At 61.1% G+C, this 25,110-nt stretch carries 19 protein-coding genes and 2 pseudogenes; 10 read left to right on the top strand and 11 right to left on the bottom strand.

Annotated elements, in window-relative coordinates:
- Positions 1–2,327: AAA family ATPase (locus tag FFS37_RS30880; RefSeq protein WP_137934727.1), on the top strand; the 2,327-nt coding region annotated here is incomplete at its 5' end.
- A 347-nt stretch (positions 2,328–2,674) separates the two neighbouring features.
- On the opposite strand, the gene FFS37_RS30875 is transcribed toward FFS37_RS30880, so the two are convergent.
- The 4 genes from FFS37_RS30875 to groES all read right to left on the bottom strand — a co-directional run bounded on the left by FFS37_RS30875 (position 2,675) and on the right by groES (position 7,054).
- Entirely contained in the window at positions 2,675–3,724 is a 1,050-nt protein-coding gene (locus FFS37_RS30875; RefSeq protein ID WP_232375835.1) for an alpha/beta hydrolase family protein, read from the bottom strand.
- A gap of 28 nt (positions 3,725–3,752) precedes the next feature.
- Positions 3,753–4,337 (bottom strand): recombinase family protein, encoded by a 585-nt coding sequence (locus FFS37_RS30870; RefSeq protein ID WP_137934726.1) that lies wholly within the window; start codon positions 4,335–4,337, stop codon positions 3,753–3,755.
- Positions 4,338–5,050: 713 nt separating this feature from the next.
- Positions 5,051–6,697: a chaperonin GroEL gene (groL, locus tag FFS37_RS30860; protein WP_137934724.1), complete on the bottom strand. Its 1,647-nt coding sequence runs from the start codon at positions 6,695–6,697 to the stop codon at positions 5,051–5,053.
- 60 nt (positions 6,698–6,757) lie between these two features.
- Complete coding sequence (gene groES / locus FFS37_RS30855) at positions 6,758–7,054, bottom strand: co-chaperone GroES (RefSeq protein WP_006203049.1); 297 nt, start codon at positions 7,052–7,054, stop codon at positions 6,758–6,760.
- A gap of 296 nt (positions 7,055–7,350) precedes the next feature.
- Here groES and pmtA point away from each other — a divergent pair, with 296 nt between their 5' ends.
- On the top strand, positions 7,351–7,947 hold the full coding sequence (gene pmtA / locus FFS37_RS30850) for a phospholipid N-methyltransferase PmtA (protein WP_137934723.1): 597 nt from the start codon (positions 7,351–7,353) through the stop codon (positions 7,945–7,947).
- Positions 7,948–8,070: 123 nt separating this feature from the next.
- Here the strand turns inward: pmtA and FFS37_RS30845 are convergent, their stop codons facing one another.
- Positions 8,071–8,493: a helix-turn-helix domain-containing protein gene (locus FFS37_RS30845; RefSeq protein ID WP_232375834.1), complete on the bottom strand. Its 423-nt coding sequence runs from the start codon at positions 8,491–8,493 to the stop codon at positions 8,071–8,073.
- On the opposite strand from FFS37_RS30845, the gene FFS37_RS30840 reads away from it, so the two are divergent.
- From FFS37_RS30840 to FFS37_RS30805, 8 genes are all read left to right on the top strand, one after another.
- A complete protein-coding gene (locus FFS37_RS30840; RefSeq protein ID WP_408631462.1) occupies positions 8,461–11,403 on the top strand; it encodes a DUF3320 domain-containing protein in 2,943 nt (980 codons plus the stop codon). The genes FFS37_RS30845 and FFS37_RS30840 overlap by 33 nt on opposite strands.
- Before the next feature lie 13 nt (positions 11,404–11,416).
- The gene (locus tag FFS37_RS30835; RefSeq protein WP_137934722.1) at positions 11,417–12,541 is read left to right on the top strand and encodes a metallophosphoesterase family protein; all 1,125 of its coding nucleotides are present in this window, start codon (positions 11,417–11,419) and stop codon (positions 12,539–12,541) included.
- Positions 12,538–15,168: an AAA family ATPase gene (locus FFS37_RS30830; protein WP_137934721.1), complete on the top strand. Its 2,631-nt coding sequence runs from the start codon at positions 12,538–12,540 to the stop codon at positions 15,166–15,168. The genes FFS37_RS30835 and FFS37_RS30830 overlap by 4 nt, the downstream gene beginning before the upstream one ends.
- Positions 15,169–15,289: 121 nt before the next feature.
- Positions 15,290–16,090, top strand: a complete 801-nt coding sequence (locus FFS37_RS30825) for a DUF6088 family protein (protein WP_232375833.1) — start codon at positions 15,290–15,292, stop codon at positions 16,088–16,090.
- Positions 16,087–17,166 (top strand): nucleotidyl transferase AbiEii/AbiGii toxin family protein, encoded by a 1,080-nt coding sequence (locus tag FFS37_RS30820; protein ID WP_137934719.1) that lies wholly within the window; start codon positions 16,087–16,089, stop codon positions 17,164–17,166. Before FFS37_RS30825 ends, FFS37_RS30820 begins: the two co-directional genes overlap by 4 nt.
- Entirely contained in the window at positions 17,163–18,020 is an 858-nt protein-coding gene (locus FFS37_RS30815; RefSeq protein ID WP_137934718.1) for an RNA polymerase sigma factor, read from the top strand. The genes FFS37_RS30820 and FFS37_RS30815 overlap by 4 nt, the downstream gene beginning before the upstream one ends.
- The gene (locus tag FFS37_RS30810) at positions 18,017–18,595 is read left to right on the top strand and encodes a hypothetical protein (protein WP_137934717.1); all 579 of its coding nucleotides are present in this window, start codon (positions 18,017–18,019) and stop codon (positions 18,593–18,595) included. The genes FFS37_RS30815 and FFS37_RS30810 overlap by 4 nt, the downstream gene beginning before the upstream one ends.
- A gap of 1 nt (position 18,596) precedes the next feature.
- Positions 18,597–20,198: a UvrD-helicase domain-containing protein gene (locus tag FFS37_RS30805; RefSeq protein ID WP_408631461.1), complete on the top strand. Its 1,602-nt coding sequence runs from the start codon at positions 18,597–18,599 to the stop codon at positions 20,196–20,198.
- Here the strand turns inward: FFS37_RS30805 and FFS37_RS30795 are convergent.
- The 6 genes and pseudogenes from FFS37_RS30795 to FFS37_RS30770 all read right to left on the bottom strand — a co-directional run bounded on the left by FFS37_RS30795 (position 20,158) and on the right by FFS37_RS30770 (position 25,096).
- Positions 20,158–20,511 (bottom strand): Rieske (2Fe-2S) protein, encoded by a 354-nt coding sequence (locus FFS37_RS30795; protein ID WP_232375832.1) that lies wholly within the window; start codon positions 20,509–20,511, stop codon positions 20,158–20,160. The genes FFS37_RS30805 and FFS37_RS30795 overlap by 41 nt on opposite strands.
- Positions 20,512–20,522: 11 nt before the next feature.
- A pseudogene (locus FFS37_RS30790) lies at positions 20,523–21,065 on the bottom strand (amidohydrolase family protein); the annotation flags it as partial.
- A 385-nt stretch (positions 21,066–21,450) separates the two neighbouring features.
- Positions 21,451–21,791, bottom strand: a pseudogene (locus FFS37_RS30785) (integrase core domain-containing protein); the annotation flags it as partial.
- A 56-nt stretch (positions 21,792–21,847) separates the two neighbouring features.
- Positions 21,848–21,997 carry a cbb3-type cytochrome oxidase assembly protein CcoS gene (gene ccoS, locus FFS37_RS30780; RefSeq protein WP_137934715.1) on the bottom strand — a complete coding sequence of 50 codons (150 nt, stop codon included), beginning with the start codon at positions 21,995–21,997 and terminating at the stop codon, positions 21,848–21,850.
- Positions 21,994–24,276, bottom strand: a complete 2,283-nt coding sequence (locus FFS37_RS30775) for a heavy metal translocating P-type ATPase (RefSeq protein ID WP_137934714.1) — start codon at positions 24,274–24,276, stop codon at positions 21,994–21,996. Before FFS37_RS30775 ends, ccoS begins: the two co-directional genes overlap by 4 nt.
- A gap of 13 nt (positions 24,277–24,289) precedes the next feature.
- On the bottom strand, positions 24,290–25,096 hold the full coding sequence (locus tag FFS37_RS30770; protein ID WP_137934713.1) for a DUF2189 domain-containing protein: 807 nt from the start codon (positions 25,094–25,096) through the stop codon (positions 24,290–24,292).
- Positions 25,097–25,110 lie beyond the last annotated feature (14 nt).

Genomic DNA, 25,110 nt, shown 5'->3' with positions numbered 1-25,110 from the left:
CGGGAAAGAGTTTTGCACTTGGCTCCATCCGCGAGGCGCATGAGGCGGCGGGTTATCGGGTTGTCGGCCTGGCGCCAACCAACGCTGTCGCTCAGACCATGAAGGACGACGGTTTTGCCAGAAGCTCGACCGTTCATGCCGAGCTGTTCCGGCTGAAGAACGGACGCGCGCAGTGGGACCGGCGCACTTTGGTCGTGGTCGACGAGGCGGCGATGATGGACGCCAAGGTGACCGGCGAGGTGTTGCGTGAAGCGCGGCTGTCGGGCGCCAAGGTTGTGCTGACCGGGGACGACCGGCAGCTCGGCTCGATTGAGCGCGGCGGGCTGTTCACAGAGCTGAAGAAGGAACACGGTTCGGCCGAGATCACCCAGGTCACGCGCCAGAAGGTCGACTGGCAGAGAGAGGCGGCGCGCGATCTTTCGGACGGTCGCTTCGAAGACGCGCTGCGAGCCTTTGCCAGAAACAAGGCGGTGGTGTGGACGTCTAAACAGGATGAATTGCGAGAAAAACTGGTCGAGCGATGGGCGAAGGATGCTGCTTCCAATCCGTCGGCATCGCGGTTCGTGTTCGCCTATACCAACAAGGATGTCGATGCGCTGAACAAGGATCTGCGCGCGGTGCGTCGCGAGCGTGGTGAGATCGGCGAGGATTTTGTGTTTACGACCAAGCATGGCGAGGCCGCGTTCGCTGTCGGTGACCGGGTGCAGTTCACGGATACGCTGAAAGGCGCTGGCATCTACAACGGCAACGCCGGGACCATCACCGGCATCGACCGGAATTTTGGCCGCATCGGTGTCGTGCTCGATTCAGCTGCGGGAAGGGAAGGACGAAGGGTCGAGTGGTCTGCGTCGGAGTTTTCTGGATTCCGGCACGGCTATGCCGGCACGATCTACAAAGGCCAAGGCAAGACGCTCGATCATACCTATCTCATGCACACGCATCACTGGCGCGCCGCCTCGAGCTATGTCGCGCTGACGAGGCAGCGTGAAAGCGCGACGATCTTCGTGGCGACGCAGACGGCCCGGGATCTGCGTCAGCTCGCCCGCCAGATCGGTCGCAACGAGATCAAGTCGGCGTCGGTGGCTTATGCAACACGCGACGAGCTCAGCGCGGAACAACGGGCGAAGCTGGACGAGGGACGGGCGGCGGAGAATGCTCGGCCGGCGTTGCATGTTGGGCAAGTTCAGGATGGCCGGGAAAAGGAGCAGCAGCCGATGGTTTCAGTTGTCGAAGAGGCACGCGCGGGTATGCGTCGGACAGATCCGCGCACACCGGAAATGCAGGCCGGCGCAATCGCTGGGGACGCGGAGAATCAGCGCCAGGGTACTGAGCATCGAGGCGCGACGCCTGAGCCCGTCGTGGCACAGAAGTCAAAAAAGGCAGGAGACAGCGATCGTCATGGGCCTGCCGCCGATGATCGGGCCGTGGCGGGCAAGACCGAAGATCGGCAGGCTGTTCCAGATGCCAGAAATCAAGAGGCGTCGCTCAGCACCACAGCCAACCGGCCAGCGGACGTCAGGGTGCTGATAGCTGCATTCCAGGATGTGAATGCTGATGGCGTGCGCCGCGACAGTTTTGGGCGATCGATCGACGAACGAAGCATCGCCGCCGCTGTCAGTCGCGATGCGGATGTACAGCGCGAGCGGGACGCTCGCTTGATCTATCTGGAGACCGCCTACCGTGATCCGAAATCCGCTGCGCGGCGTCTCGATGACATCATCGCGCGAGACGGTCCGACAAGTGCCGCACAACGGATATCGGCGGATGCAGAGCTGCTTGGCGAACTGCGGGGCAGGCAAGGGTTCTTCGCCGGCGCTAAAGCTCGTGAAGAGCGGGAAGCCGCTCATAGAGCAAGCGAGGCGATCGGTCCGAACATTGTCCGGACCGCCGAGTTCGAGAACCGGGCTGAACAATCCTATCGTGGCGAGGTCGAAAAGCAGATGAGGGCTGACGCGGTGGTGGTGAGGGATGTTTCGGATCGGGCGAAAGCCGCACTCGGAAAAATTGCAACGGCCAAGGATGATCGCGAGCGGGCCGAAGCCTCCAAGGCGATGTCAGCCGATCAGGAGGTCAGTCGGGAGATCGCCACCTTCAGGAAATCGATTGAAGCCCGTTTCGGTGAAGACGGCGCACGCGAAATCGCTCGTGCGACAGCATCTCGTACGGCATTTGAACATCCGTCCGTGCCGAAATCCGAACAGGGCAGGTTGGGTGAGGCCGCCAGGCTCTATTCCGCGGCCCGATCTGGTGAAGTCGCGTCCAGGCAACAGGCCGAAACCGAACGTCTTGCGGCGCGAGAATCTCAGTCGCCACGGCTGAAACAGTAGGGAGGCGCCGGGGGGGCCGGCTGTCGTTATCCCGTCGGCGTCGCAGGCCGCGGCGAATGACTACTCTTTAAGCAAGGTGGTCGTTCATTGTCACAAGTGGGAGAGCTGCAGCTCAGCAATAGGCGAGTTGCCAAAGATGCTCTTGTACTATCGGCTGAACTGCGAGGGGCTGAGGTCGCGCGATGCACCTTCAGGAGCCGGGCGACCCTCGGCCGGCTTGATATCGTCGTTGATGAGCTGTCGCGCATGCGCGACCTGGTCGGGGGCGGGCAGGGGAAAGGGCAGGTGACAGTCCCAACCCCATCCCGCGCGCCCTGGCCGCGTCCGGCGCGGAGCCATCAAATAGCTCAAACTTCGCTAAAGTCGTAGCGAAACCCGCGAACCTCCCAAAGCTCTGACAGGGTCGGGGTTTCTTTCAAAAATCGCAGAACCTTTCGAGCCGCGATCAAATTGTAGGGGAACATTCCAATAGATGAGTGCCCACAATTCAGCCGCACGACCTCAGGCGGAAGATTGCACTTCGCCAGGAACTTAATGACACGCTCAGAGGCTCCTGGGCGCGCAACCGTATCGTCCCTACCGAGCAAGAACATCAAATCCAGATGAGGACGTGTAAGGCCGAAAAGATGCTTCTCTAGATCAATGAGCCCCCATGCGGTTCTTAGCCCTTCCAGTGACATGGACGGTTCAATACGACCACGTAAGGCCGTCATGGTCTCCGCAGTCCAGACGAGATCAGCAGGGCTTCCCGGCGATACCATGAGAACCGCCTTATCAACCTTCTCCTCTTGGGCAGCGACGAGACCTGCAACAGTGCCACCCAAACACATCCCTACAACCGAGATTTTCTGATACCCCTGACTATAAAGCCAACGAACAATCTTACGGCCATCTAGGACAGCCTGTCTCATCGACTGGACGGTGCGCCCTAAATTCGCGTTGAAAAGTTTTTCCTCAGAATAGTCATTCGAACTCCGCCCAAAATGATACGGAAGTGTAGCTTCAATAATAGTTATGCCCTTTCCAGCGAAATATTTGGAAAATGCCGGATACCGGCTCCGAGCATACCAATGATGGAAAACAACAAGCGCATGTTGTTTCAATCCACTGTCGGTAACAACGCATTCGAACGTGTTGTTCGCCTGGTCTTCAGTTGAAATATCAGATTGGAAGATAACACTGGCCCCTTCTTCCCTCAACGGAACAGCTGGCAATATCGGCGCGAAAAACACCTCGCCCTTGGAAATTTCATTGAAGGCCAATTCGTCAGAACCATCATCAGAAAATGGAATCGCCTTATCATGAATACGCCTCTGACGTTCTAATGATCTCAGGATGTGCTTACGATCATAACGGCGCGCTAGATAGCGGAACATTTTCTCTCCTTTTTCTTTCATGAAACCAATGCTGAAATCCCGCCGTACTTCATTCACCAGACAAAGGGGCGGCTGGACATCCCTCCACACTATTTAGCGCCCGATAAAGGGTTGCTCGATGTACCTTCAGGAGCCGTGCAACCTCAGTCACTGGCTTGTCCTGGGCGATGAGCTGACGGGCGTGCGTGACCTGGTCGGCCGATAGGGCAGGGGAGGGACCGAACCGCACTCCACGTGCCCTGGCCGCGATCCGGCCGGCGCTGGTGCGCTCCACGATCAAGGATCGCTCGAAATCCGCAACGCCGGCGAACATGGTCAACACCATGCGGCCCGCCGGCACCGTCGTGTCGGCCCATGGCTCGGCCAAAGATCGCAAGCCGGCCTCGGCCTCCCTGATCCGCTCGGCAATGTCGAGAAGGTCGCGCGTCGATCGGGCGAGGCGGTCTAGCCTGGTGACCGTCACCACGTCGCCGGGGTGCAAATGGTTGAGGAGCTTCACCAGCTCGGGCCGATCGCGCTTTGCCCCGGAAACCTTTTCCTCAAAGAGGCGAATGCAGCCGGCCGAGCCAAGCGCCGCGCGCTGCTGGTCGAGGTCCTGGCCCTGGGTGGAGACCCGGGCATAGCCAATCATCATCGTTGCGGGTTTCCTGTCGCAAGTTATGTCGCAACGACAATTACCACTTGCGACAAAGACATGCGACACAAAAAGACCCCCTGATTTTCAGGGGACGGCCGATCTGTCGCAGGTTTTAGGAATTATGCGACGCAGAAACGATCTGCCGAATCATGAGGAAAGAAGGGAGATGTCGCTCTGGACAACCTGATCCGGAAAGGCACCGCGACGCTCTAAGGGTAGAATGTTGGCCAAACCAAGGGTCCTATTCGCAAACCACACGGTACCGCTTGCCGGGCTCGCTGATGTTCTTGCAGACAAGCGGCTTGTGTGGCTCGGAAGAGGACAGCGGAGGACTTGCGGCCCGCCATGCACGTCTGTTTGATGTCTTGCGACTTGCCGTCCGGCGCGGTTCGAGCCGTTCCGGCTCCTGTGGCGCAACCGGAAATACGCTGGTTTCGATCTGTGGCTGCTGCAGGCGTGGCGGTTCTTTGTCAAAGAATCGCCTGGCATCAAGCGATCTCGGAATAATCACCGTACCATCATCGCTGTGCGCGCAGCCGCTGCCCAACAGTAACGCCAGCCCCAGGAAAAAAGGCAGTATCCGTCCAAACATAAGCATAACCCTTGGCGGGCATACCCCGGCTTGCGGGTCGCCGACAACCGGCGCAATTGATACGAAGAAAGGGCGGCACTGCTTGCCGCCCTTCCGAGATTGTTGAGATGCGTGGACCTTAGAAACCCATACCGCCCATGCCGCCGCCGCCCATGCCGCCTGGCATGCCGCCGCCAGCCGATTCCTTCTTCGGAGCCTCCGCGATCATGGCTTCGGTGGTGACCAGCAGGCCGGCGACCGAGGCCGCGTCCTGGAGAGCCGTGCGCACGACCTTGACCGGATCGACGATACCCATGGCGATCATGTCGCCATATTCGCCGGTCTGGGCGTTGTAGCCGAATGTCGCGCCCTTGTTCTCGAGGATCTTGCCGGCAACGATCGATGCTTCCGCACCGGCGTTGGCCGCGATCTGGCGGGCCGGGGCCTGCAGCGCGCGACGCACGATGTTGATGCCCGCGACCTGGTCGGAATTGGCGCCGACAGCCTTGATGCTCAGCGAAGCGCGCAGAAGTGCTACGCCGCCGCCGGGAACGATGCCTTCTTCGACGGCCGCACGGGTCGCGTTGAGGGCGTCATCGACGCGGTCCTTCTTTTCCTTGACTTCCACTTCGGTCGCACCGCCGACGCGGATGACGGCAACGCCGCCCGCCAGCTTGGCGAGACGTTCCTGCAGCTTCTCCTTGTCGTAGTCCGAGGTAGTCTCCTCGATCTGCTGCTTGATCTGGGCAACGCGGCCCTGGATCTCGGCCTTCTTGCCGGCACCGTCGACGATGGTGGTGTTCTCCTTGGAGATCGACACCTTCTTGGCGCGGCCGAGCATGTTGAGGCCGACATTCTCAAGCTTGATGCCGAGGTCTTCGGAGATGACCTGGCCACCGGTGAGGATGGCGATGTCTTCCAGCATGGCCTTGCGACGATCACCGAAGCCCGGCGCCTTGACGGCGGCGATCTTCAGGCCGCCACGCAGCTTGTTGACGACGAGCGTGGCCAAGGCCTCGCCTTCGACGTCTTCCGAGATGATGACCAGCGGCTTCGAGGTCTGCACGACAGCCTCGAGGATCGGCAGCATGGCCTGCAGGTTGGAGAGCTTCTTCTCGTGGAGAAGGATGTAGGCGTCTTCCAGATCCGCAACCATCTTTTCGGCGTTGGTGACGAAATACGGCGAGAGATAGCCGCGGTCGAATTGCATGCCTTCGACGACCTCGAGTTCGGTCTCGGCGGTCTTGGCTTCCTCGACGGTGATCACGCCTTCATTGCCGACCTTCTGCATCGCTTCCGCGATCATCGAGCCGACCGAAGCGTCGCCATTGCCGGCGATGGTGCCGACCTGGGCGACTTCCTCGGAGGTCTTGATCTTCTTGGCAGCCTTGCCGAGCGCCGCGACGACTTCGGTGACGGCCAGATCGATGCCGCGCTTCAGGTCCATCGGGTTCATGCCGGCGGCAACCGCCTTGTGGCCTTCCTGGACGATCGACTGCGCCAGAACGGTCGCGGTCGTGGTGCCGTCGCCGGCGATGTCGTTGGTCTTCGAAGCAACTTCGCGGACCATCTGGGCGCCCATGTTTTCGAACTTGTCTTCAAGCTCGATTTCCTTGGCGACGGTGACGCCGTCCTTGGTGATGCGCGGGGCGCCGAACGACTTGTCGATGACGACGTTGCGGCCCTTGGGGCCGAGCGTGACCTTCACCGCGTCGGCGAGGATGTTGACGCCGCGCAGCATGCGCTCGCGGGCATCACGGGAGAATTTTACTTCTTTAGCAGCCATTTTTAGCTCCTGGCAGGGCCTCGATAGAAGCCCGAAATTCAGTTGATGTTAGGCCGATGATCAGCCGATGATGCCCATGATGTCGGATTCCTTCATGATCAGAAGGTCTTCGCCATTGAGCTTGACTTCGGTGCCCGACCACTTGCCGAACAGGATGCGGTCGCCAGCCTTGACGTCCAGCGGGACGAGCTTGCCGGCTTCGTCGCGCGCGCCGGAGCCGACGGCGATGATCTCGCCTTCCTGCGGCTTTTCCTTCGCCGTATCCGGGATGATGATCCCGCCGGCGGTCTTGGATTCGGATTCGACCCGGCGAACGACCACGCGGTCATGAAGCGGGCGGAACTTCGACTTTGCCATTTTTGGATGTCCCTGGTGCGGAGATTGAGAGGTCGTCGGTTGCCGGAGCGTTGTTAGCACTCGCCAGTGGCGAGTGCTAACGTGGCGGTGAGATAGTCTGTAAGCTCATACCAGTCAAGACGGAAGAGGGACGGGCGAAGAGCAAAAATCGCGTGGCCCTGCGAGCGCAAGACGCCCTCGCTGTTCGTGACTGCCTGTGACGGGCCTTAACACGCGAGCAAGTTGTAACGGGCTTGCAAAATTCGCAGAGCTTGGCCACAACGCGCTTCGCTAAATGGCCGGAGCACGGAGAGAACATGGTTTTCCGACTGAAGGAGCTGCTCGGCAAAAGGTTTGATGAAGAGGTGCAATTCTTCAAAGGCTGGCAGAAGGACAAGAAGGGCGTAGGAGCCCTCATCCCCACTTCGATTTATGCGGCGCGCCGGATGGCAAGCGTGGTCAACCCGCGGTCCGGAATGCCGATCCTGGAGCTTGGCGCGGGAACCGGCGTCATCACCAAGGCAATCCTAGAGAGGGGCATTAAATCGCATCAGTTGGTGTCGGTCGAATACTCCAGAAATTTCTACAACGGCCTGGTGCAACGCTTCCCGGGCGTGGACTTCAGATTGGGCAACGCATTTGCGCTGAATGAAGTTCTGGGTGAGCGCAGGGGTGAACAATTCGATTGCGTGGTCAGTGCAGTCCCGCTGTTGAGCTTTCCTATGGAACAGCGCGTTGCCCTGATTGAGGATCTGCTTGCCCGCATTCCTGCCGGACGGCCGGTAATTCAAATCACTTATGGGCCTCTATCGCCGGTGATCAAGATGCCCGACCGCTACGTGGTTTCACACTATGACTTCGTCGTCCGCAACATACCGCCGGCACAGCTGTGGACCTATCGACGAGCAGTCTAGCCAAATCCGGCACGCAAAAGGCCGACTGCGCTGAGGTGTATGCAACCAGGCCCCATGTGAAATTGCCATCAGTGCGCTTTCATGTTTGCTGGGTCTATGCTGGATCGGCTTTCGAATAGAAGCCTACCTCTCCACTTTGTCGAAAACAGCTAGATCAGCTGTTGGCGGGATCTTTTCGGAAAAGAGGAAGGTCGCTGGATTCAGTTTCAACGCCTTGGCGATCGCGGCAATCGTGTCCACGCTGATGTTGCCGCTCGCGCGTTCCAGTTTCGTGAATGTCGCCTCCGCCACGCCGATGAGTTCGGCCATCTCATAACGGTGCAAAGTACGTCGTTGTCGCTCAAAATCGATGATGCGCGCCAGCCGCTTGCGGATCGCATTGTCGTCCAACCGATGCGCCCATTCCGGAACTTTCTTACCGCCGGCGAGCAGTTCTGCAAAAGACACTTGCAAGCCTTTTGCCATGATCTGCAGCGTTGTCAATGTGACATTATTTTTCTGACAAACAGTCAGTTGGGCAAACGCAAAGTCCAGAAGCTGCTTCAAGGCTATGTCACAGAGGGGGTAGCCGATCCTCAGCACGACTTGCCGCTGTTGCGCCTGATGCAGGACCGCCGGGCCACTGTCGAAGCCAACATCCTATCTGGGAAGCCGATCGGATTTGCCGCACTTGATACCGACACCCGTCGTATCGATCAGATACTCTCGATCGCCGAAAGGCTTCGACAGACGCTACGCCTGCCCGGCCTCGGCACGGAGGATCTCAAAGCGCTCCTCCAAGCAACCGCCCCGAGCCTGCGAAGCGGTGCAGCAGATAGCACGATGCGCTATGGGGCAGCCCGCTTCCTTGCGGCTTCTGCAGCATTCGAGGCTGCCAAGACCCAATTTGCGATCCCTGCTGGAAAGACGCCTTCTTGGGCAGAACATGATAACCCGCTGACCGAATTGACGACTGCGATGGGAGACTTGCTCGACGCCCGTCATCTTCTGCGGGACTGGACTTCGTGGTGCGGCATTCGTCGCAGGGCTGTCAGTCAGAATCTGGGAGCGTTGGTCGACGATATCGAGGCGGGTCTAGTGCGACCAGCTGAAGCTCAATCGGCGTTCCGCCTGGCCTATGTACGCTGGTGGCTGCCGGCCACGCTGGATGCCGATCCGGTGCTGCGGAATTTCCGTCGCTTCCAGCACGAGCACGCCATCGAAGATTTCCGGGAAATCGACGATCTTGTCCGCGCTCAAGCAAGCCTTCGCGTCATCAGTGCCATCGCTCATGGTTTGCCGGCTGTGCAAAGCGTCCCGCGCAATTCCGAGTTGGGCCTGTTGCGCCATCAGATGGAATTGCAGCGGCCCAGCAGGTCGATCCGCGAGATGATCGGCGCTATGCCATCGAGCTTTGCCAAGCTCGCCCCCTGCATGCTGATGTCGCCGCTTTCTATCGCTCAATACCTACCTCCCGACCAAGCGCTTTTCGACGTGGTCATTTTCGACGAAGCATCGCAGATCACCACCTGGGACGCTGTCGGTGCTATCGCGCGAGCCCATCAAACCATTATCGTAGGCGATCCCAAGCAGTTGCCGCCCACCAATTTCTTTGGCCGCAACGAGGAGGACGAGGAAGTCGTCGAGCACGAAAAGGATCTTGAGAGCATTCTAGACGAAGCCAAAGCGGCAGGCATCCCGGTACGTGACCTGCGCTGGCATTATCGTAGCCGCAATGAGTCGCTGATCGCCTTTTCCAACCATCACTACTATCAGAACCGGCTCATCACATTCCCTTCGCCAACGGTGGAAGATCGGGCAGTTCAGCTGCGAAAAATCACGACCGGCATCTATGACCGTGGCAAAAGCCGCACCAATCGAATCGAAGCCCAAGCGGTAACCGACGATGCGGTCAGCAGGATGCGGCGTTGGCTGGCCCTACCGGAAAAGGACCGACCCACGCTCGGAGTCATCACTTTCAACGCGCAACAGCAGTCGCTCATCCTCGACCTTTTCGACAAGGCGCGCCAGACAGAGCCGGAGCTTGAATGGTTCTTTGCCGACGAGCGTATTGAGCCCGCCATCGTCAAGAATCTGGAGAATGTCCAAGGGGACGAGCGTGACATAATCCTGTTTTCGATCACCTTTTCGCAAGATAATGCCGGCAAGCGCAGCATGGATTTCGGCGCGCTGAATCGGGACGGCGGCGAACGCCGGCTGAATGTCGCGGTGACGCGTGCGCGGCAGGAACTGATCGTATTTTCGGGTTTTGCCGCCGACCAGATCGACCCCAACCGAACCAAAGCGATCGGCGTGCAGCATCTCAAAGCCTTCCTCGATTTTGCCGAACGCGGCGCTGTGGCATTGCCAGCGCAGGAACGCGGATCGGTCGGAGCCCTGGAATCCCCTTTCGAGGAGGCCGTCGCTGCCGAGCTTGAGAAGCGCGGATGGACCATCGTTCCTCAAGTCGGCATTTCTGGCTTTCGAGTGGATATAGGGATCCGGCATCCCGATCTCGCCGGCGCCTATCTGGCTGGGGTCGAATGCGACGGCGCGACCTATCACAGTTCTGCCACGGCGCGAGATCGAGACAAGGTCCGCGAGCAGGTCCTGCGCGGCCTCGGGTGGAACATTGTCCGGGTATGGTCAACCGATTGGTGGTTTGATCTCGAAGGTTGCACCGAGAGGCTTCATGCCAGCCTGGCCGCGCTGCTCGAGGAAAGCCGTCGGAAACAGGCTGAACAACAGGAAAGTGAACCCGCGATCCATTGGGACATGGGACATAAGGTCGACCCCATGGACCCATTGCCAGCCGAGGACCTAGCATCGGCCGGCGAACCGGAACATCCGTCGATAAAATCAGAGCCAGAACTTGTCGCCGCTCCCCTCGCGACGGGAGAGCGCCCATCGGCATCTGCAGGAATTTTGCCTGCGGCCGCGCATTCGACGCATGATACCGTACCGACGGGCGGCCGTTATCGCCTGACTGATCTAACCGGATTTTCCACCAGCCCGGATCAGTTTTATGACTTCGTCTACCGAGGCACGCTGCGGTCCATGGTCGACGCGGTGATCGAGCAGGAAGGACCTCTGCGAGAAGACGTCCTTGCGCAGCGCATCGCACGGGCGCATGGCTGGCTGAGAACGGGCAACAAGATTCGGGAGCGGATCGACCTTCATCTGCGCGAGTTCGATAGAACTGAAGAATCCAGCGGCAGCTTCCTATGGAAGAGAGGGACGGTGGTCGACCTGCTTGATTATCGCATGCCGTTCGATGCCGATGCCCGCCGGTCCATTGCCGACATTCCAATCGCCGAGCTGGCCGCTGTCGTCGTTGCGAACGAGGACATTCTGGAACAGTCCGACCCCGCTCTCGACCTTGCACGTCTGCTCGGTGTCGAGCGACTTGCGGCGATTTCACGCTCCCGGCTGGATGAAGCCATCGATCGCGCCCAGCGCAACCTGGCATCGACATAGTCTCGGAGACTCCATGTTTCGATTCATCCACAGCTCCGATCTTCACATCGGCAAGCGGTTCGGCAACATGCCGGAGGATCTGCGCGGGCGGCTCCGTGAAGCGCGCCATAGCGCGATCAGCCGGCTGGCAGAACAGGCACGCGTCCATGGTGCATCCAACATATTTCTGGCCGGCGATACGTTCGACACCGAAACGCCTACACCGGCGATGTTGCGGCAGGCCCTTGCCGAGATGAGCCAGAGCGCGCCCTTGCGCTGGATATTGCTCCCTGGCAACCACGATTCACTGTTAGCTGATCAATTGTGGAGCGCTGCGGGTAGCGTTGTGCCGGACAATGTCATACTGGCGACCCGGCCTGAAACCCTGACCATTGGCGCAGACGTGGCGCTGCTGCCTGCACCGTGCACCACCCGCAGACCCGGTCGCGACCTTACCGAGTGGATGAACAGCGCCGCGACGCCGCAAGGCGCCATCCGGCTTGGGCTTGCTCATGGCGCCATTCAGAACTTTTCCGAAGATTCAGCAGCGTCCGACGTCATTGCACCAGATCGTGCGACCAAGGCCGGCCTCGATTATCTGGCACTCGGCGACTGGCACGGGCCCGTCACCATCAATGAGCGCAGCCGCTACAGCGGTGCGCCCGAACCTGACCGTTTCAAGCATGATACACCCGGTCAGGCCCTTGTCGTTTCCATTGCCGGGCCTGGCGCCTTGCCCGAGATCGTGGCCGTTGAAACAGCTAGCTTTTCCTGGAAAACCGCTCCCCTGCATCTGCTGTCTGGCGACGACAGCGCGGCGGCATTTGAAGCGTTGCTTCCACCGGCACATCTGCGGCGCCAGACCTTGCTGCGAATTGCCGCGTCTGGCCGGGTGCGGTTAAGTGGGCGAACAATCCTTCAAGCGGCGATCGCGGTAGCCGCGCCCGACTTCGCCTATCTGGAACTGGACGGGGACGGGCTCGCGACCGACTGCGAAAGTGGCGATTTGGATCGGATCGACCGCTCTGGTGCCCTTCGCGAGGCAGCGCAGGCACTGTTGGATGAAAGCAGCGACGAAACCCGGTCGGCTGTCGAACGCGACATATCGCGAGAAGCACTGGTTCGGTTGTTCAGCTATTGCGAGGCGATGGGATCATGAAACTTACGGCCCTTCGGCTCCACAACGTCAAACGGTTCGCCGGGCAAGGCGTCGCCATCGAAAACATCGGCGACGGCGTCAACGTCCTTTGCGCGGTCAACGAGTTCGGCAAATCAACCTTCTTCGAAGCGCTGCACGCACTCTTTTTCCAGCCTCACACGGGCACACCCGAAGGCGTGCGACTGTTGCGGCCTTATAGTGGGGGCAATCCGGTGGTGGAGGCCGACATCACCACTTCAGAAGGACGCTATCGACTTGCCAAGCAGTTTTATGGCGGCAAGCTGGCCAGCGTTATTGACCTCGACGGCGGGCGACTGTTGGCTCAAGCCGATGAGGCCGAAGCCTTTATCGGCAAACTAATCCATGGCGGAAGCGCAGGACCGGCAGGATTGCTCTGGGTTCGCCAAGGGGTCACCGGCATCGAAAGGCGCAGCAAAAGCGAGGAGGACGGCGAAAAACGCGTGCGCGAAAGCCTACTGTCCTCGGTTCAGGGGGAAGTTGAAGCCCTGACCGGCGGGCGACGCATGGCCGAAATCGCCGCCGCATGTGAAGAAGAACTCTATAGCCTGGTTACGTCAACGCTGCGTCCCAAGAGCGGCGGTCTCTATGCAGCGGCGCTCGATGAGCGCGACAAGCTGCTGAAAGACGAGCAGCGTCTCAGCGCCGAAGTCACCGGTCTGCGCGATGCGCTCGACAAGCGGCGCATGGCGTTGGCGCGTCTGTCTGAGCTTGAAAACCCCGAAGAAGGCGCTATCCGGCGGGAGGGTATCTCGGCCGCCGAAGCCTCCGTCGAGGCCGCCAAGTCGCACAGCGAAGCCCTGAAAGCTGCTGAAGCGGAAGCCGCTCTGGCCGTAATTCACCACGACGCAGCGAAGCAGGCCCTCGATAGTTTTCGGACCGCGCTCAAAAGAGCCGCGGATTTGCGCGAGCAGTCGACGATTGCGCAGCTTCGCCGCAGTGAGGTTCTCGATCGGCGCGCTTCTGCCATTGCCGAAAACGAACAAGCGATGGGCGAAGTTCAGGCAGCCGAACAGGAAGAGCTCGAAGCACGCGAATTGCTCGCGCGGGTGGATGCGACGCTTTTGGCACGCGATGCGGCCGAACAACTGGCCGGCTCGGACAACCGGTTGAAACAAGCCGAAGTCGCCAGAACCCAGATCGAAGATGGAGAGGCAGCGCTAGCTATGCTGACGGTGCCGGAACAGGCTGTCGAGCAACTGCAGGCGCTCGAAATCGAGATCGCCAGCCTTCGTGCAGCTCACCTGGCAACCCTGCCGACGCTATGCATGGAATACCGGGCCGCCGCCGATTTGGTGACGATCGATGCCAAGCCCTTGCCCCATGCAGAAGACCAAAGCTTTGCTGGCACCGTGCGCCTGGATATTGCCGGCATCGGAGTCTTGACCCTGCGATCGAATCGGCCGCAGCAGGCCGACCGGACCATCGAAGACGCCGAAGCGAAGCACCGCAGCCTGCTTGCGTCCCTCGGTGTCGACAGCCTCATGACGGCACGCCAGCGCTTGGTTGAAGCGCGCGACAGGGCCGCCGAACTGGGCTTGGCGCGTCAGCGGCTCGGCGATCTCGCGCCCAAGGGAATACAGCAATTGCACGAAGAGCTTGCCCGACTGAGTGCCCTCGCGGCCGGGGACCTCGAACTTAAGGTCGATTCGCAACAGATCCGACAACATCATGCAGCAGCTCAGCAGCGTGTGACGACAACACGCAACAACGTGCGCGAGGCCCTGCCCCTGCGCAGCCATGCCGACGAGGCTGTCATGGCCGCGGAGACTGCTTACGTGACCATCCAGGCGGAACTGACCAGCCTCGACGTCATATTGGGACCTGAAGCAGCACGCGAGGAGAAGGAGCGCTTGCTGCTTACCGAGGCCAACGCACGACAAACTCTGCGCGAAGCGGCCGAAATGCGCGCTGCTCCCCTGCGCGACGGCGCTCACGATCTCACCAGCGCCGAGGCCGTTCTGCGCCGCGCCCGTTCGGTTCAGGATGCCGCCACCCAGGAGGCAGGTCAGTTGCGTGTGACTCTTGCCGATCTCAATGGCCATATTCGCACTCGGTCCGACGACGCGGTGGAAGAAGCTTGGCGCGAGGCCAGGGAAAAATTGGAAGTCGCTGAAGAGCGAGTGGGACGCTTCGAGATCGAAAAGGCCGTTCTCGACCGGCTGCGCACAACGCTGGGCGCTGCACGCTCGGCGGCACGCGATCTTTATCTAAAGCCGGTCATGTCCGAGCTGCGACCGTTGCTTGGATTGCTATTCGATGACATCTCCATAGTGTTCGACGAGAACACACTGTTGCCGCAGACCGTTCGTCGCAATGGTCAGGACGAGGATGTCGATAGGTTGAGTGGCGGCATGCGAGAACAGCTTTCGGTTCTGACCCGGCTAGCCTTCGCCCGTCTGCTCGCCCGCGACGGGCGCCCCACACCGGTCATCCTGGATGACGCGTTGGTCTATTCCGATGACGATCGCATTGAGCGCATGTTCGACGCTTTGCATCGTCAATCACGCGATCAGCAGATTCTCGTTTTCTCTTGCCGCCAACGCGCGTTCGCAAAACTCGGCGGAAACATTTTGCAGATGAGCGACTGGCAACCGGGTCAGTCATAAGCGGGGATCAGATGGCTCTGTCCGAAATTTGTATATACCTTTCGGACAGACTGCTTGTTGATCGTCCGGAAAACGTCTACAATTTTCGGACATGAGTGACTCGCCCGATCTGAAGCCAGCCATGCTTGCCCGCATCCGTGCCGACGCGCCGCGCAAGGTGTGGACGCCGAGTGATTTCGTGGATCTCGCCTCGCGGGACGCCGTCGATAAGGCGTTGCAGCGGTTGACGAAGGCGCAAACCCTCAGGCGGATTGATCGCGGGCTCTACGATCAGCCTGGCTTCAACAAGCTCACCCAAAAAACCAACCCGCCCGATCCGCGCTCGGTCATCGACGCGGTCGGTCGACGCGACCAAACCCGGATGCTTGTCGATGGCATGACCGCAGCAAACGATCTGGGCCTGACCGACGCGGTCCCGGCAAAAATCGTGGTGCACACAGACGCCCGCCGTCGTGCTATCAAGCTCGGTAACGTCACGATCACCTTCCGTCCGACCGCGGCAAGCAAGCTGTTCTGGGCCGGGCGACCGGCGATGCGCGTCGTCCAGGCGCTTCACTGGCTCCGCGATCTCCTGGTCCGTGAAGGAGAGAGTGATCACGTCAAGCACAAGCTCGCCAAGCTCTTCGAGGATCCCGTTGCGGGCCCGCAGCTGAAAGCTGACATCACTGCGGGTATAACGGCGCTGCCAACCTGGATGTGGGTGTTTCTCAAGCCGCTTGTCGAAAACGACGCTGGCGTTGGTGGTTGGCATGTCGGTGATGATGATCATGCTGGTGCCGATGCTGATCATGATCGTCAGCGACAACGAACGACGGACGGCGACGACGATCACGCAGCCATCGGCCGACGGAAGCCGAAACCGCACTCTGCCGACAAGACACGAACCGCCAAGCGCGGCGCAACCCGGGCCGCGAAGACATGAATGCGGCTTTCAACGAGGTCCTCGCGGCAGGGTCGGACACGATGTTAAGCGCCTTCGATACGACGGCGCTGCGCCTCGGCACGGCATCCCAGAATATCGAAAAGGACTTCTGGGTCTGCTGGACGCTGGATGCCTTGTTCAATGGACTGAAAGCGGGGGGACCCCGCCTTCTTTTCAAGGGCGGAACCTCCTTGTCCAAAGGCTTCGGTCTGATCAACCGCTTCTCAGAGGATATCGACGTCACGGTGTTTCGGGACGACATTGGCGAACCGGCGACCATCGAGGAGCTCGACGCGCTGAGTGGTAAGAAACGCAAGGCGCGCCTCGATGCGATCAAGGACGCCTGTCAAGCCTACATCAACGGCCCGCTACGCGCTGAGTTGACTCTGATCCTACAAGAAAGGTTCAAGGCCGCCGGCCTCGATACCGGGGCGGGACGCGTGGACGCCGACGATGCCGATCCCTATGGGCAGACGCTGCTGATCTGGTATCCGGCGGCGACGCCGCGATCGGATTACGTGCGAGCGGCGATCAAGATCGAGTCTGGCGCGAAATCCGCGCTCGACCCCAATAGCGAAGTGCCGATCAAACCCTATGTCGATGATGATCTGCCGGTGCTCGACCTGACCGTGCCGGCCGTGCGAACGGTCGACCCTGAACGCACCTTCTGGGATAAGATCGTCATCCTCCACGGGCTGCGGCGCTGGTTCGACAAGCGCGGAGAGCTGCGTGGGGGCGGCCAGCGCGTGTCTCGACACTACTATGATCTGCACCAACTGGGCGCGACGCCGGTGGGCGACGCCGCCATCGCTAACAGCGCGCTCGGCGCGGACTGCGTCGCGCATGCCCGGATGTTCTTCAATCGACCGGACTTCGATCTCGCGAGCGCCGTGCCTGGCTCGTTCGCGCTTGCACCGCATGACGCCATGATCGAACAGTTGCGCGTCGATTACAGAGCCATGAAAGGGATGATCTTCGGCGATCCTCCGGAATTTGAGGCGGTGCTCGACAGCATCCGCTCGCTCGAGACGCGTCTGAACGAGAGGCGCGATATGGAAAGCGAGGCGGCGCGATGAACCAGCTGGAGGGAGCTGCCGACGCAGGGCAAGAGGCAGACGCTCAGCGCATGCGCCAAGCGACAGTAACACCGCTGCGCAAGCGACGCCTCAGCGGCGAACTCTACAAGCGCGACCAGAGGGTAGAAGCGCTCATCGCCGAACTGGCGGCCCTGTCGCGTGACGAGTTGATCGCCAAGGCTGAAATCAGGAAGCGCTCCGACCCAGCCTACGTTTCCAGCGAATGTCTCGTCTATTTCATCCGCGCGAGCCGCCAAGACAACAACGAGATGTGGTTTGAGCGGCTCTATCGGATCCTGACTGAACGGGTAATGCGTAGTTTGTCCAAGGCGGAAAGCCCTGATGGCAAGACGGAATCTTTGACGCGCGGGGTCGTGCGCGACAAGGTGTTCGGCCGCTTCGTCGAGCTGCTGTCGGCGGATCGCGCCGCCTATGTCGACAAGGTCGACTACTTCGAGGTGCGTTTCGACGGCGCGCTGGCTAGCCTGCGGCGCGATGCCCAGGAACAGGCCTGGCGCGACGAGAACCGTTCCCGACCACTCGAATACGACGAAGAAAGCGGTGAGCTGTCACCGGAAGTCGAGGCGGCTGCCGGGGTTCACGACCCGTTCACCTTGTCGGATTTGGACGATCCGGCTTACCGGTTGCGCCTGGATGCGGCGATTGCGGCTCTACCCATAGAACAAAGCAGGATCATTCATATGCTGAGACAGGGCTTCCCCATCGACTCAAAGGAGCCGGACGTCATGACCATCGCCAAGGCCCTGGGCCGCTCGGAAAAGACCGTCCGAACCTATCGCGACAAAGCCTTCGCCGCCCTGCGGGCCCCCATGGCCGATGGAGAAGAGCGGTGAGCCCCGCAGGAGAACGTCCAACCCGCGAGTCTGTGCTCGACGCGTTCGCGGTCGAGAGCGAGCCTGGCCGGTCAACCTTGGAGCGCTATTTGCGGCTTTACCCGGAATATGCCCGAGAGCTCGTTGACCTGTCGCGCGAGCTTAGCCGCGAAGTCTACGACGATGACGCGCCGCTGACCGCTGCCGATCAGGCCCTCCTCGACGCTGCCTGGTCGCAGCACGCGGCGGCCATGCCGGCGCCGATGACGGACCCCTTCGCGGCGCTTACGGTCGCCGATTGGCGTGCCGTCGCCCTGCGTCTTGACGTGCCCCGGCAGGTCGTGACCGCGCTGCGCGAGCGACGGATCTCCTTCATCAGTATCCCGCGACGGTTTCTCGGCAGGCTTGCCCAGGAGGTGAGCAGTTCGGTCACACAGTTGGAATTGTCCTGGGGCCCCGCGCAGCTGGCCGCCGGGCGCAGCTACAAGGCCGACGGCAAGCCCGCGATCGGCGGGCAGGTCACTTTCGAGCAGGTGCTGATCGACGCAGGCGTCCCGGCAGAGAAGCGCGCCCGGTTGTTGGCAGAGGCGGATTGAAATGGACAGCGTGGAGCTCGCCAGGCAAGTCGCCGCCGAGCTTCATGCTCGCCTGGTTGCTTCCGGCGCCGATCCCTGGTCGCCCTATGACTTTGCTGTCGCCGAGGCCAGGCGACGGGGGATTGATGTCGAACCGACGGCCGCTGGGGCAGCCGTCCTCAATGGCGGCCGTGCGACCTTCGTCACCGACGACGATCTGATCCTTCACGAGAATGTCGGCTCGCGGTTCGAGCAAGCCTTCCTGGTCGCCCACGAGATTGGTCATGCCGAACTCGGCGACGATCCTGAGGGCGAGCCAGTACCGGCGATTGATCCCAGCCGCGCCGCAGAGCCGTCGCCGGTTGGAATGGATCGGGTTGTCGACTATGGCCGCAGGCAACGCCGTGAGGTCCAGATGGACCTGTTTGCACGCGAGCTGCTGCTACCGCGCCCCCTGGTCCGCACACTTCATATTGACGAAGGGCTCTCCGCGTCCGCCATTGCCGCGAAGCTCGGCGCGCCATTCGAGATGGTCGCGCAACAGCTGTTCGACGCCTTGCTGCTGCCGCCAGTGCCACCTGTGACGGCGGCGACGCATATCGAGCGGCCGCTGAATTCGCTGCAAGCCTCGGCGGCGGCTCATCGCGGCGAGGCGTATCTGCTTGAGGCGAGTCCTGGCACTGGCAAGACGCAGACGTTGATCGCTCGCGTCGAAGGCCTTCTGGAGGAGGGTGTCGATCCGCGGCGCCTCTTGCTTCTGACCTTCTCCAACAAGGCGGCGGGAGAGATGGCGGAGCGGATCGCCCGCAAGCGACCCGAGGCTGCCGCCGCGATGTGGATCGGCACGTTCCACGCATTCGGTCTCGATATCATCCGTCGTTTCCATGCAGAACTCGGCCTGCCGAAAGATCCGCGGATGATGGATCGGACCGAGGCGGCCGAGCTCCTCGAGGAGGAGTTCCCGCGCCTGAGGCTTACTCATTACCGCAATCTCTACGATCCAACCCAGATCATCGCCGACATGTTGGCCGCCGTTTCCCGGGCAAAAGACGAGGTGGTCGACGCCGAAGCCTACGCCGCACTCGCCGGCGCAATGCTTGCGAAAGCCGGGGACTCCGATACGCGCGACGTCGCTGAACGCGCCGGCGAGGTAGCCCGCGTCTACGCCGGCTATGAACAGCTCAAGCGCAACGCACATTGCATCGACTTCGGCGACCTTGTCGCATTGCCGGTTCGGCGAGCCGTCGATGACGTCCTCGAGACGATGGAAGATGTAGAGCAACGCCGCCGAGCGCAGCTTTCGGTCGCCCAGGATCTTCGTCATGTCGAACCCGACAACGGGTTTCGAGAAATCGACCAGATCGACGGGATTGTTGAAAAGCCAGCCCCTGTCCTTCGGGTCGAGCCAGGGTTGTATGCGCGCCGCCAGATCATTCATCCCAGGCATGAGCGAGCCCCGCAGGACTTCCGGCAGCAGGTCGAAGGTCCGCTGTTCGCGCGGTATCTTGTAGATCATGTCGACGGCGGCGTTGATGACGCGCATCTTGCGCTCAACGCCACCGGGAGCGGCCATATCCATCCCGTCATAAATGAACGAACACTTTTTCGCCGTCCAGCGAGATAGGCAGCGTCCGCGCCCTGATTCTCGAATCCACTAGAAACTCTCCCGAGCGGATGTCGAACTCCCACCCATGCCACGCGCAGCGTATCAACTCACCTGCCCGGTCGTAGACGAATTCTTGGTCGTCCGTGGCCCTGGTTGTGCCGCAGACCGGGCCTTCGCATAGGGCGGCACCTCGATGCGGGCAGATGTTGAGCAAGGCGTGGAAGCCATCAGACAGCTTGAAGATTCCAACTGACAAGCTCTTGATCTTGACGACCTTCGCCGCGTCGATCGGGACATCATCGACGTTGCAAGCGAAATGCGGTTCGGCCACAGCGCTCCCCCTCATTCCGCTGCCACGGCGATTGGCTGCGGGATCCGCTTGTAGACCTCCAACGCATTGAGACCCATGATCCTTTCGCGCCATTTCGCCGGAATGTGCAAATTGTTGGCATCATCATAGTCCCAATGCGGATAGTCGGAGGCGAACATCAGGGTGTGCTCGCCGTCCATCGCCTCCAATGTCGACCAGAGATGCTGAAGATTCTTGGGCTGCTCAAGCGGCTGCGTCGAAAACCGGATATTGCGGCGGAAATATTCCGACGGCAGCATCCTCAGCCACGGCGTTTCCTTGCGCAGAGCACGATAATTCGAATCCAGCCGCCACAGTACCGAAGGCACCCAGGCAACGCCACATTCGATGATGACGCAGTAGAGGTCCGGCCACTTCTCGAACACACCCTGGGCGATCATCGAGGCCATATGCGTCATGGCTGATTGCGGCAGCAGCGCGTGGGTCTCCCAGAAAAAAGTCGTCGGCCCGGCTGCTACGGCGGTGGCGTTCACGCCGCCCTGCCCGCCCAGATGCATCGCGAACGGCAACCCCAGCCCTGGGCCTATGCCCCCGCGCCACTCAAGGCCGTGGCCTGAGAACAGCGGTTACGTCCAGTGCCGGAAGCGAACGGGCCCAGATGACTGGCATCGATCCAAAGCTGCTGAGCCCCGCTAACTAACCGCGCGGCCTGGCTTTAGGCCCCGGCGCGCTTTTCCCCGGGTTTCCGGCTAATTTGTGGAGCCGTTCATCCTTAGCCATATTGACTTCTTTTTTCTTCCCAGCAGCTCGTCGCGATCATCATACGACAACTTCAACGTGACCTGAGTTCGCTCCCGGTCCCCCCACGCCTACCTATCCGGCTTGAAGCCGCAATCTGAAGCCACCGCCTTTCAGGCGGCGGAGCATTCACTGGAGGCTCTGGTTCATTGGTTTAGCATTTTAAGCGGTGGCTTTGCGATGCCGCAAGCGCCGCAGTTCGATGGTCCCTCGCCTGATCCTTTCTCGTTGGAACAGGATAGTCTGGCCGCGTCCGAAGTAGACATCGGCCTCAGTGAGATTGCCGAGGCTCTCGCGATAGCGCCGATGGTTGTAGCGCTCGACGAAGGCTGCGATCTGGGCTTCAAGATCGCCCGGAAGGAAGTAGTTTTCGACAGGATGCGGTTCTTCAGCGTCTGGTGCCAGCGCTCGATCTTGCCTTGGGTTTGAGGATGACATGGTGCACCCCGGGTGTGGCGCATGTCGCGATCCTGGAGCCAGTCGACCAGTTCGCCGGCGATATAACACCTCCTTTGATTTGTGCGGAAATGATGCACCATCAAAGCTCGGGACTACACACCTAGGGTTTGTCCTCCTTATCGAGCAAGATGCGCTCCGCCGCGCCGTCGAGATCTTCGTATTGGCCTGATCGCAGCGACCACATGAAAGCCGCGAGACCGACCAGCCCGAGCAGGATAGCGACAGGGACGAGGACAATAAGATAGTTCATCGACCGGCGACCGCTTCCGCCCGCGTCAGAACCGGGGCGTGAGGGCTGTCGGTGGATCGAGAAATTGAAGTCCGATGAAGCCGCATGGCGTTCGCCACGACGAGCACTGACGAGAGGGACATCGCAACTGCCGCCAGGAGCGGCGTAACCAATCCACTGATGGCGAATGGCACGGCAAGCGCATTGTAGGCGACTGCGAGCACAAAATTCCCGCGCACCAAGCTTCCTGCCTTCCGGGCGATGTCGAGCGCCGTCGCGACAGCCGAAAGGTCCTCGTGCAGGAACACGAAGTCGGCGGCGTTACGGCCGATGTCCGCGGCGGTGGCGGGCGCCATCGAGACATGCGCGGCCGCCAACGCCGGGGCATCGTTAAGCCCGTCGCCGACCATGAGCACCTTACGGCCCGCTTCGGCGAATTCTCGGATACGGGCGAGTTTTTCCGACGGCAGCAGCTCGCCGGCCGATTGGCTGACGTCGAGTTCCGCCGCCAGCCTCTCAACTGTCTCGGCGCGGTCACCTGAGAGTATCTCGACTGGAAGATCCAGCCCGTGCAGATGTCGCACAACCTTCTTGGCGCCTGGGCGAACGCGGTCTTCTATCTCGAACGTCGCGAGCATGGAGCTGTTGCTCGTCAGCACGACGACGGACCTGCCTTCCGCGACGGGATATTCCATGCGTCCTTCGGCGAGTGCCCAGGCGGGCCGGCCGAGGCGAACGAGCCTGCCTTCCATACGGCCCTCGATCCCCAAACCAGCTATCTCGCGAACTTCCTCGAAGAGGACAGCGCTCCCTGCCGTTCCGGCAGCGGCGATCGCACGGGCGGCAGGGTGCCTCGACCCCGCCGCAAGGGCGGCCGCGATTGACAGTGCCGCTTGCGGGATCGTGCCGGAATTGGCGACGCGCGGCCTGCCCAGAGTAAGCACGCCGGTCTTGTCGAACAGAACGGTGTCGATCTCGGCTAGACGCTCCAGCCCAGACCCGTCCTTGACCATGATACCTAGTTCGAACAACCGCCGTGCCGCCATCACCTGGACGATCGGTACCGCGAGGCCGAGCGCGCATGGACAGGTGATGATGAGGACTGAGATCGCCACCGTAACGGACATGTGCCAGTCGCCGGTCGACAAGAGCCAGCCGGCGAACGAAAGCGCCGCGATCGTGTGCACGACGGGAGAATAGAGCGCGGCGGCACGATCCGCCAGCCGCCGATAGCGCGCCCGGCCGCCTTCGGCGACCTCCATCAGCCGGACCATTTCAGCAAGAAAAGAATTCTCAGCGCGCGCTGTAGTCCTGACGGTGAGTGGGCCGGTAAGATTCATGATGCCAGCGTGAACTTCACTCCCCGGCGTTGCCGGGCTCGACACGCTTTCGCCAGAGACCAGCGACCGGTCGAGGTCGGAGCATCCCGTTACCACCACGCCGTCGAGCGGAATACGGTCGCCCGGGGCGACGAACAGTAGGGCGCCCGGCTCGATTTCGGCCAGCGGCATGTAACGGCGCGTTCCGTCCGTCTCGATGAGCGTCGCACCGGCAGGGACGAGACGCGCGAGCCCGGCGACGGCGGAGCGCGCTCTTTCCCGCATAAGATGGTCAAGCGTGCGGCCGATCAGCAGGAAAAACACCAGGGTCGTGGCGGCGTCGAAATAGGCGTGCTCGGCGCCCTGCACGGTGTCGTAGAGGCTGAGGCCGAAAGCCAGCGTCACGCCGATCGAGATGGGGACGTCCATGTTGGTGCGACCATGGCGCAAGGCTCTCCAGGCCGAAGCATAGAAAATGCCGCCACTGTAAAGGATGGCGGGCAGCGCCAGCATGGCGGAAATTATGTGGAACGCCTGCCGCGTCCCCTCGTCGGCGCCAAGCCAGACGGATACGGAAAGCAGCATGATGTTCATGGCGCAGAAGCCGGAGAGCGCCAGAGCTTTGAGAAGACGCGACAACCGAGGATCGGTCCTGTCGGCCTCAAAAGAATGAAGATGCGCCGGATAACCGATCCTCTCCAACGCGCCCACCATGTCGGGCACGACATCCCTAACCGTCCGCCAGCGGACCACAACCCGCCTGGTAGACAGGTTGACGCGCGCGCTGGTCACGCCTTCCAGGGCGGAAAGCGTCTTCTCCACGGCAGTGATGCACGCGCCACAATGGATGCCAGGAACAGAAAGATCGGTCTGGCGGGTGCCGTCGCCTAGATCACGGCTCGACAGGAGAATTTCCTCGGGCGCGATCGGTGGCGGCGGTTCGAATTCGAGCCTGACCTCGGCGGGCGAGCAGCAGGACATTACTCTCGCCTTGTTAACGCATTGCCTTGTAGGCGTGCCAAGTGGCATGTCCGAGTAACGGGAAGATGACGATCAGGGCGAGGAAGGCGGTCGCCACGCCTAGCGCGAACAGCACCAGCACCACCAGGCCCCAGACTAGCATGGGCAGGATGTTGTTCCACACCATCGCCATGCTGGTTGCCATGGCGGTCAGCGCGTCGATCGGCCGGTCAAGCAGCATCGGAATGGAAAAGACGCTGATGGCGAAGCCGAAGGCGGCAAACAGCCCGCCGATCGCGCCACCGACCACCAGCATGGCAATTCCCATCGGCGTGGTGACGATCAACTGCGTTATATGGTCGAGACCTGGAAACGGCCGCAAGCCGAAGAAAAGTGCATAAATCAGCACTGCGGCGCGCATCCACAAGAGCATGAGCAGGCACAGCAGCAACCCGGTGAAAAAGATCTGGGCGCCGGCCCGCCGCCATCCATGCAACATCGATCCAAGGCTTGGTATTCCGCCGGCCTCGAGAACGCGACTCTTCTCGTACAGCCCAACCGCCGCTACCGGCCCGACGATCATGAACCCGGCGAGCGCCGGGAACAGGATATAGTCCCATCCGAAAGCAAACAGCGTCCAGACAAATGCCGCCGAGACGGCAAAGACGACAAAGCCGTAGGCGAGGCTCGGACCCGGACGCATCCAAAGATCGCGCCAACCGACCGCCAGCCATGACAGGCAGGCGCCGGCAGGCAGGTTGCGCTGGCGGGCCGGATTGCGCGTTTCCTCGATGCCGGAAAGTTGCGCCAGCAGGCCATAGGGGCGTTCCGTGTCACTCATAATTCACTCCTGAA

It is taken from the genome of Mesorhizobium comanense, assembly GCF_005503535.1.
In the GTDB taxonomy this organism is placed as follows: domain Bacteria; phylum Pseudomonadota; class Alphaproteobacteria; order Rhizobiales; family Rhizobiaceae; genus Mesorhizobium; species Mesorhizobium comanense.
This window is presented reverse-complemented; position numbering and strand designations above follow the sequence as displayed.

What these genes read in the sequence shown, in the direction of transcription:
- FFS37_RS30875 (WP_232375835.1), bottom strand. Translation starts at nt 3,724, where the DNA reads ATGAAAGAAAAAGGAGAGAAAATGTTCCGCTATCTAGCGCGCCGTTAT.
- FFS37_RS30870 (WP_137934726.1), bottom strand. Translation starts at nt 4,337, where the DNA reads ATGATGATTGGCTATGCCCGGGTCTCCACCCAGGGCCAGGACCTCGAC.
- groL (WP_137934724.1), bottom strand. Translation starts at nt 6,697, where the DNA reads ATGGCTGCTAAAGAAGTAAAATTCTCCCGTGATGCCCGCGAGCGCATG.
- groES (WP_006203049.1), bottom strand. Translation starts at nt 7,054, where the DNA reads ATGGCAAAGTCGAAGTTCCGCCCGCTTCATGACCGCGTGGTCGTTCGC.
- pmtA (WP_137934723.1), top strand. Translation starts at nt 7,351, where the DNA reads ATGGTTTTCCGACTGAAGGAGCTGCTCGGCAAAAGGTTTGATGAAGAG.
- FFS37_RS30835 (WP_137934722.1), top strand. Translation starts at nt 11,417, where the DNA reads ATGTTTCGATTCATCCACAGCTCCGATCTTCACATCGGCAAGCGGTTC.
- FFS37_RS30830 (WP_137934721.1), top strand. Translation starts at nt 12,538, where the DNA reads ATGAAACTTACGGCCCTTCGGCTCCACAACGTCAAACGGTTCGCCGGG.
- FFS37_RS30825 (WP_232375833.1), top strand. Translation starts at nt 15,290, where the DNA reads ATGCTTGCCCGCATCCGTGCCGACGCGCCGCGCAAGGTGTGGACGCCG.
- FFS37_RS30820 (WP_137934719.1), top strand. Translation starts at nt 16,087, where the DNA reads ATGAATGCGGCTTTCAACGAGGTCCTCGCGGCAGGGTCGGACACGATG.
- FFS37_RS30815 (WP_137934718.1), top strand. Translation starts at nt 17,163, where the DNA reads ATGAACCAGCTGGAGGGAGCTGCCGACGCAGGGCAAGAGGCAGACGCT.
- FFS37_RS30805 (WP_408631461.1), top strand. Translation starts at nt 18,597, where the DNA reads ATGGACAGCGTGGAGCTCGCCAGGCAAGTCGCCGCCGAGCTTCATGCT.
- ccoS (WP_137934715.1), bottom strand. Translation starts at nt 21,997, where the DNA reads ATGAACTATCTTATTGTCCTCGTCCCTGTCGCTATCCTGCTCGGGCTG.
- FFS37_RS30775 (WP_137934714.1), bottom strand. Translation starts at nt 24,276, where the DNA reads ATGTCCTGCTGCTCGCCCGCCGAGGTCAGGCTCGAATTCGAACCGCCG.
- FFS37_RS30770 (WP_137934713.1), bottom strand. Translation starts at nt 25,096, where the DNA reads ATGAGTGACACGGAACGCCCCTATGGCCTGCTGGCGCAACTTTCCGGC.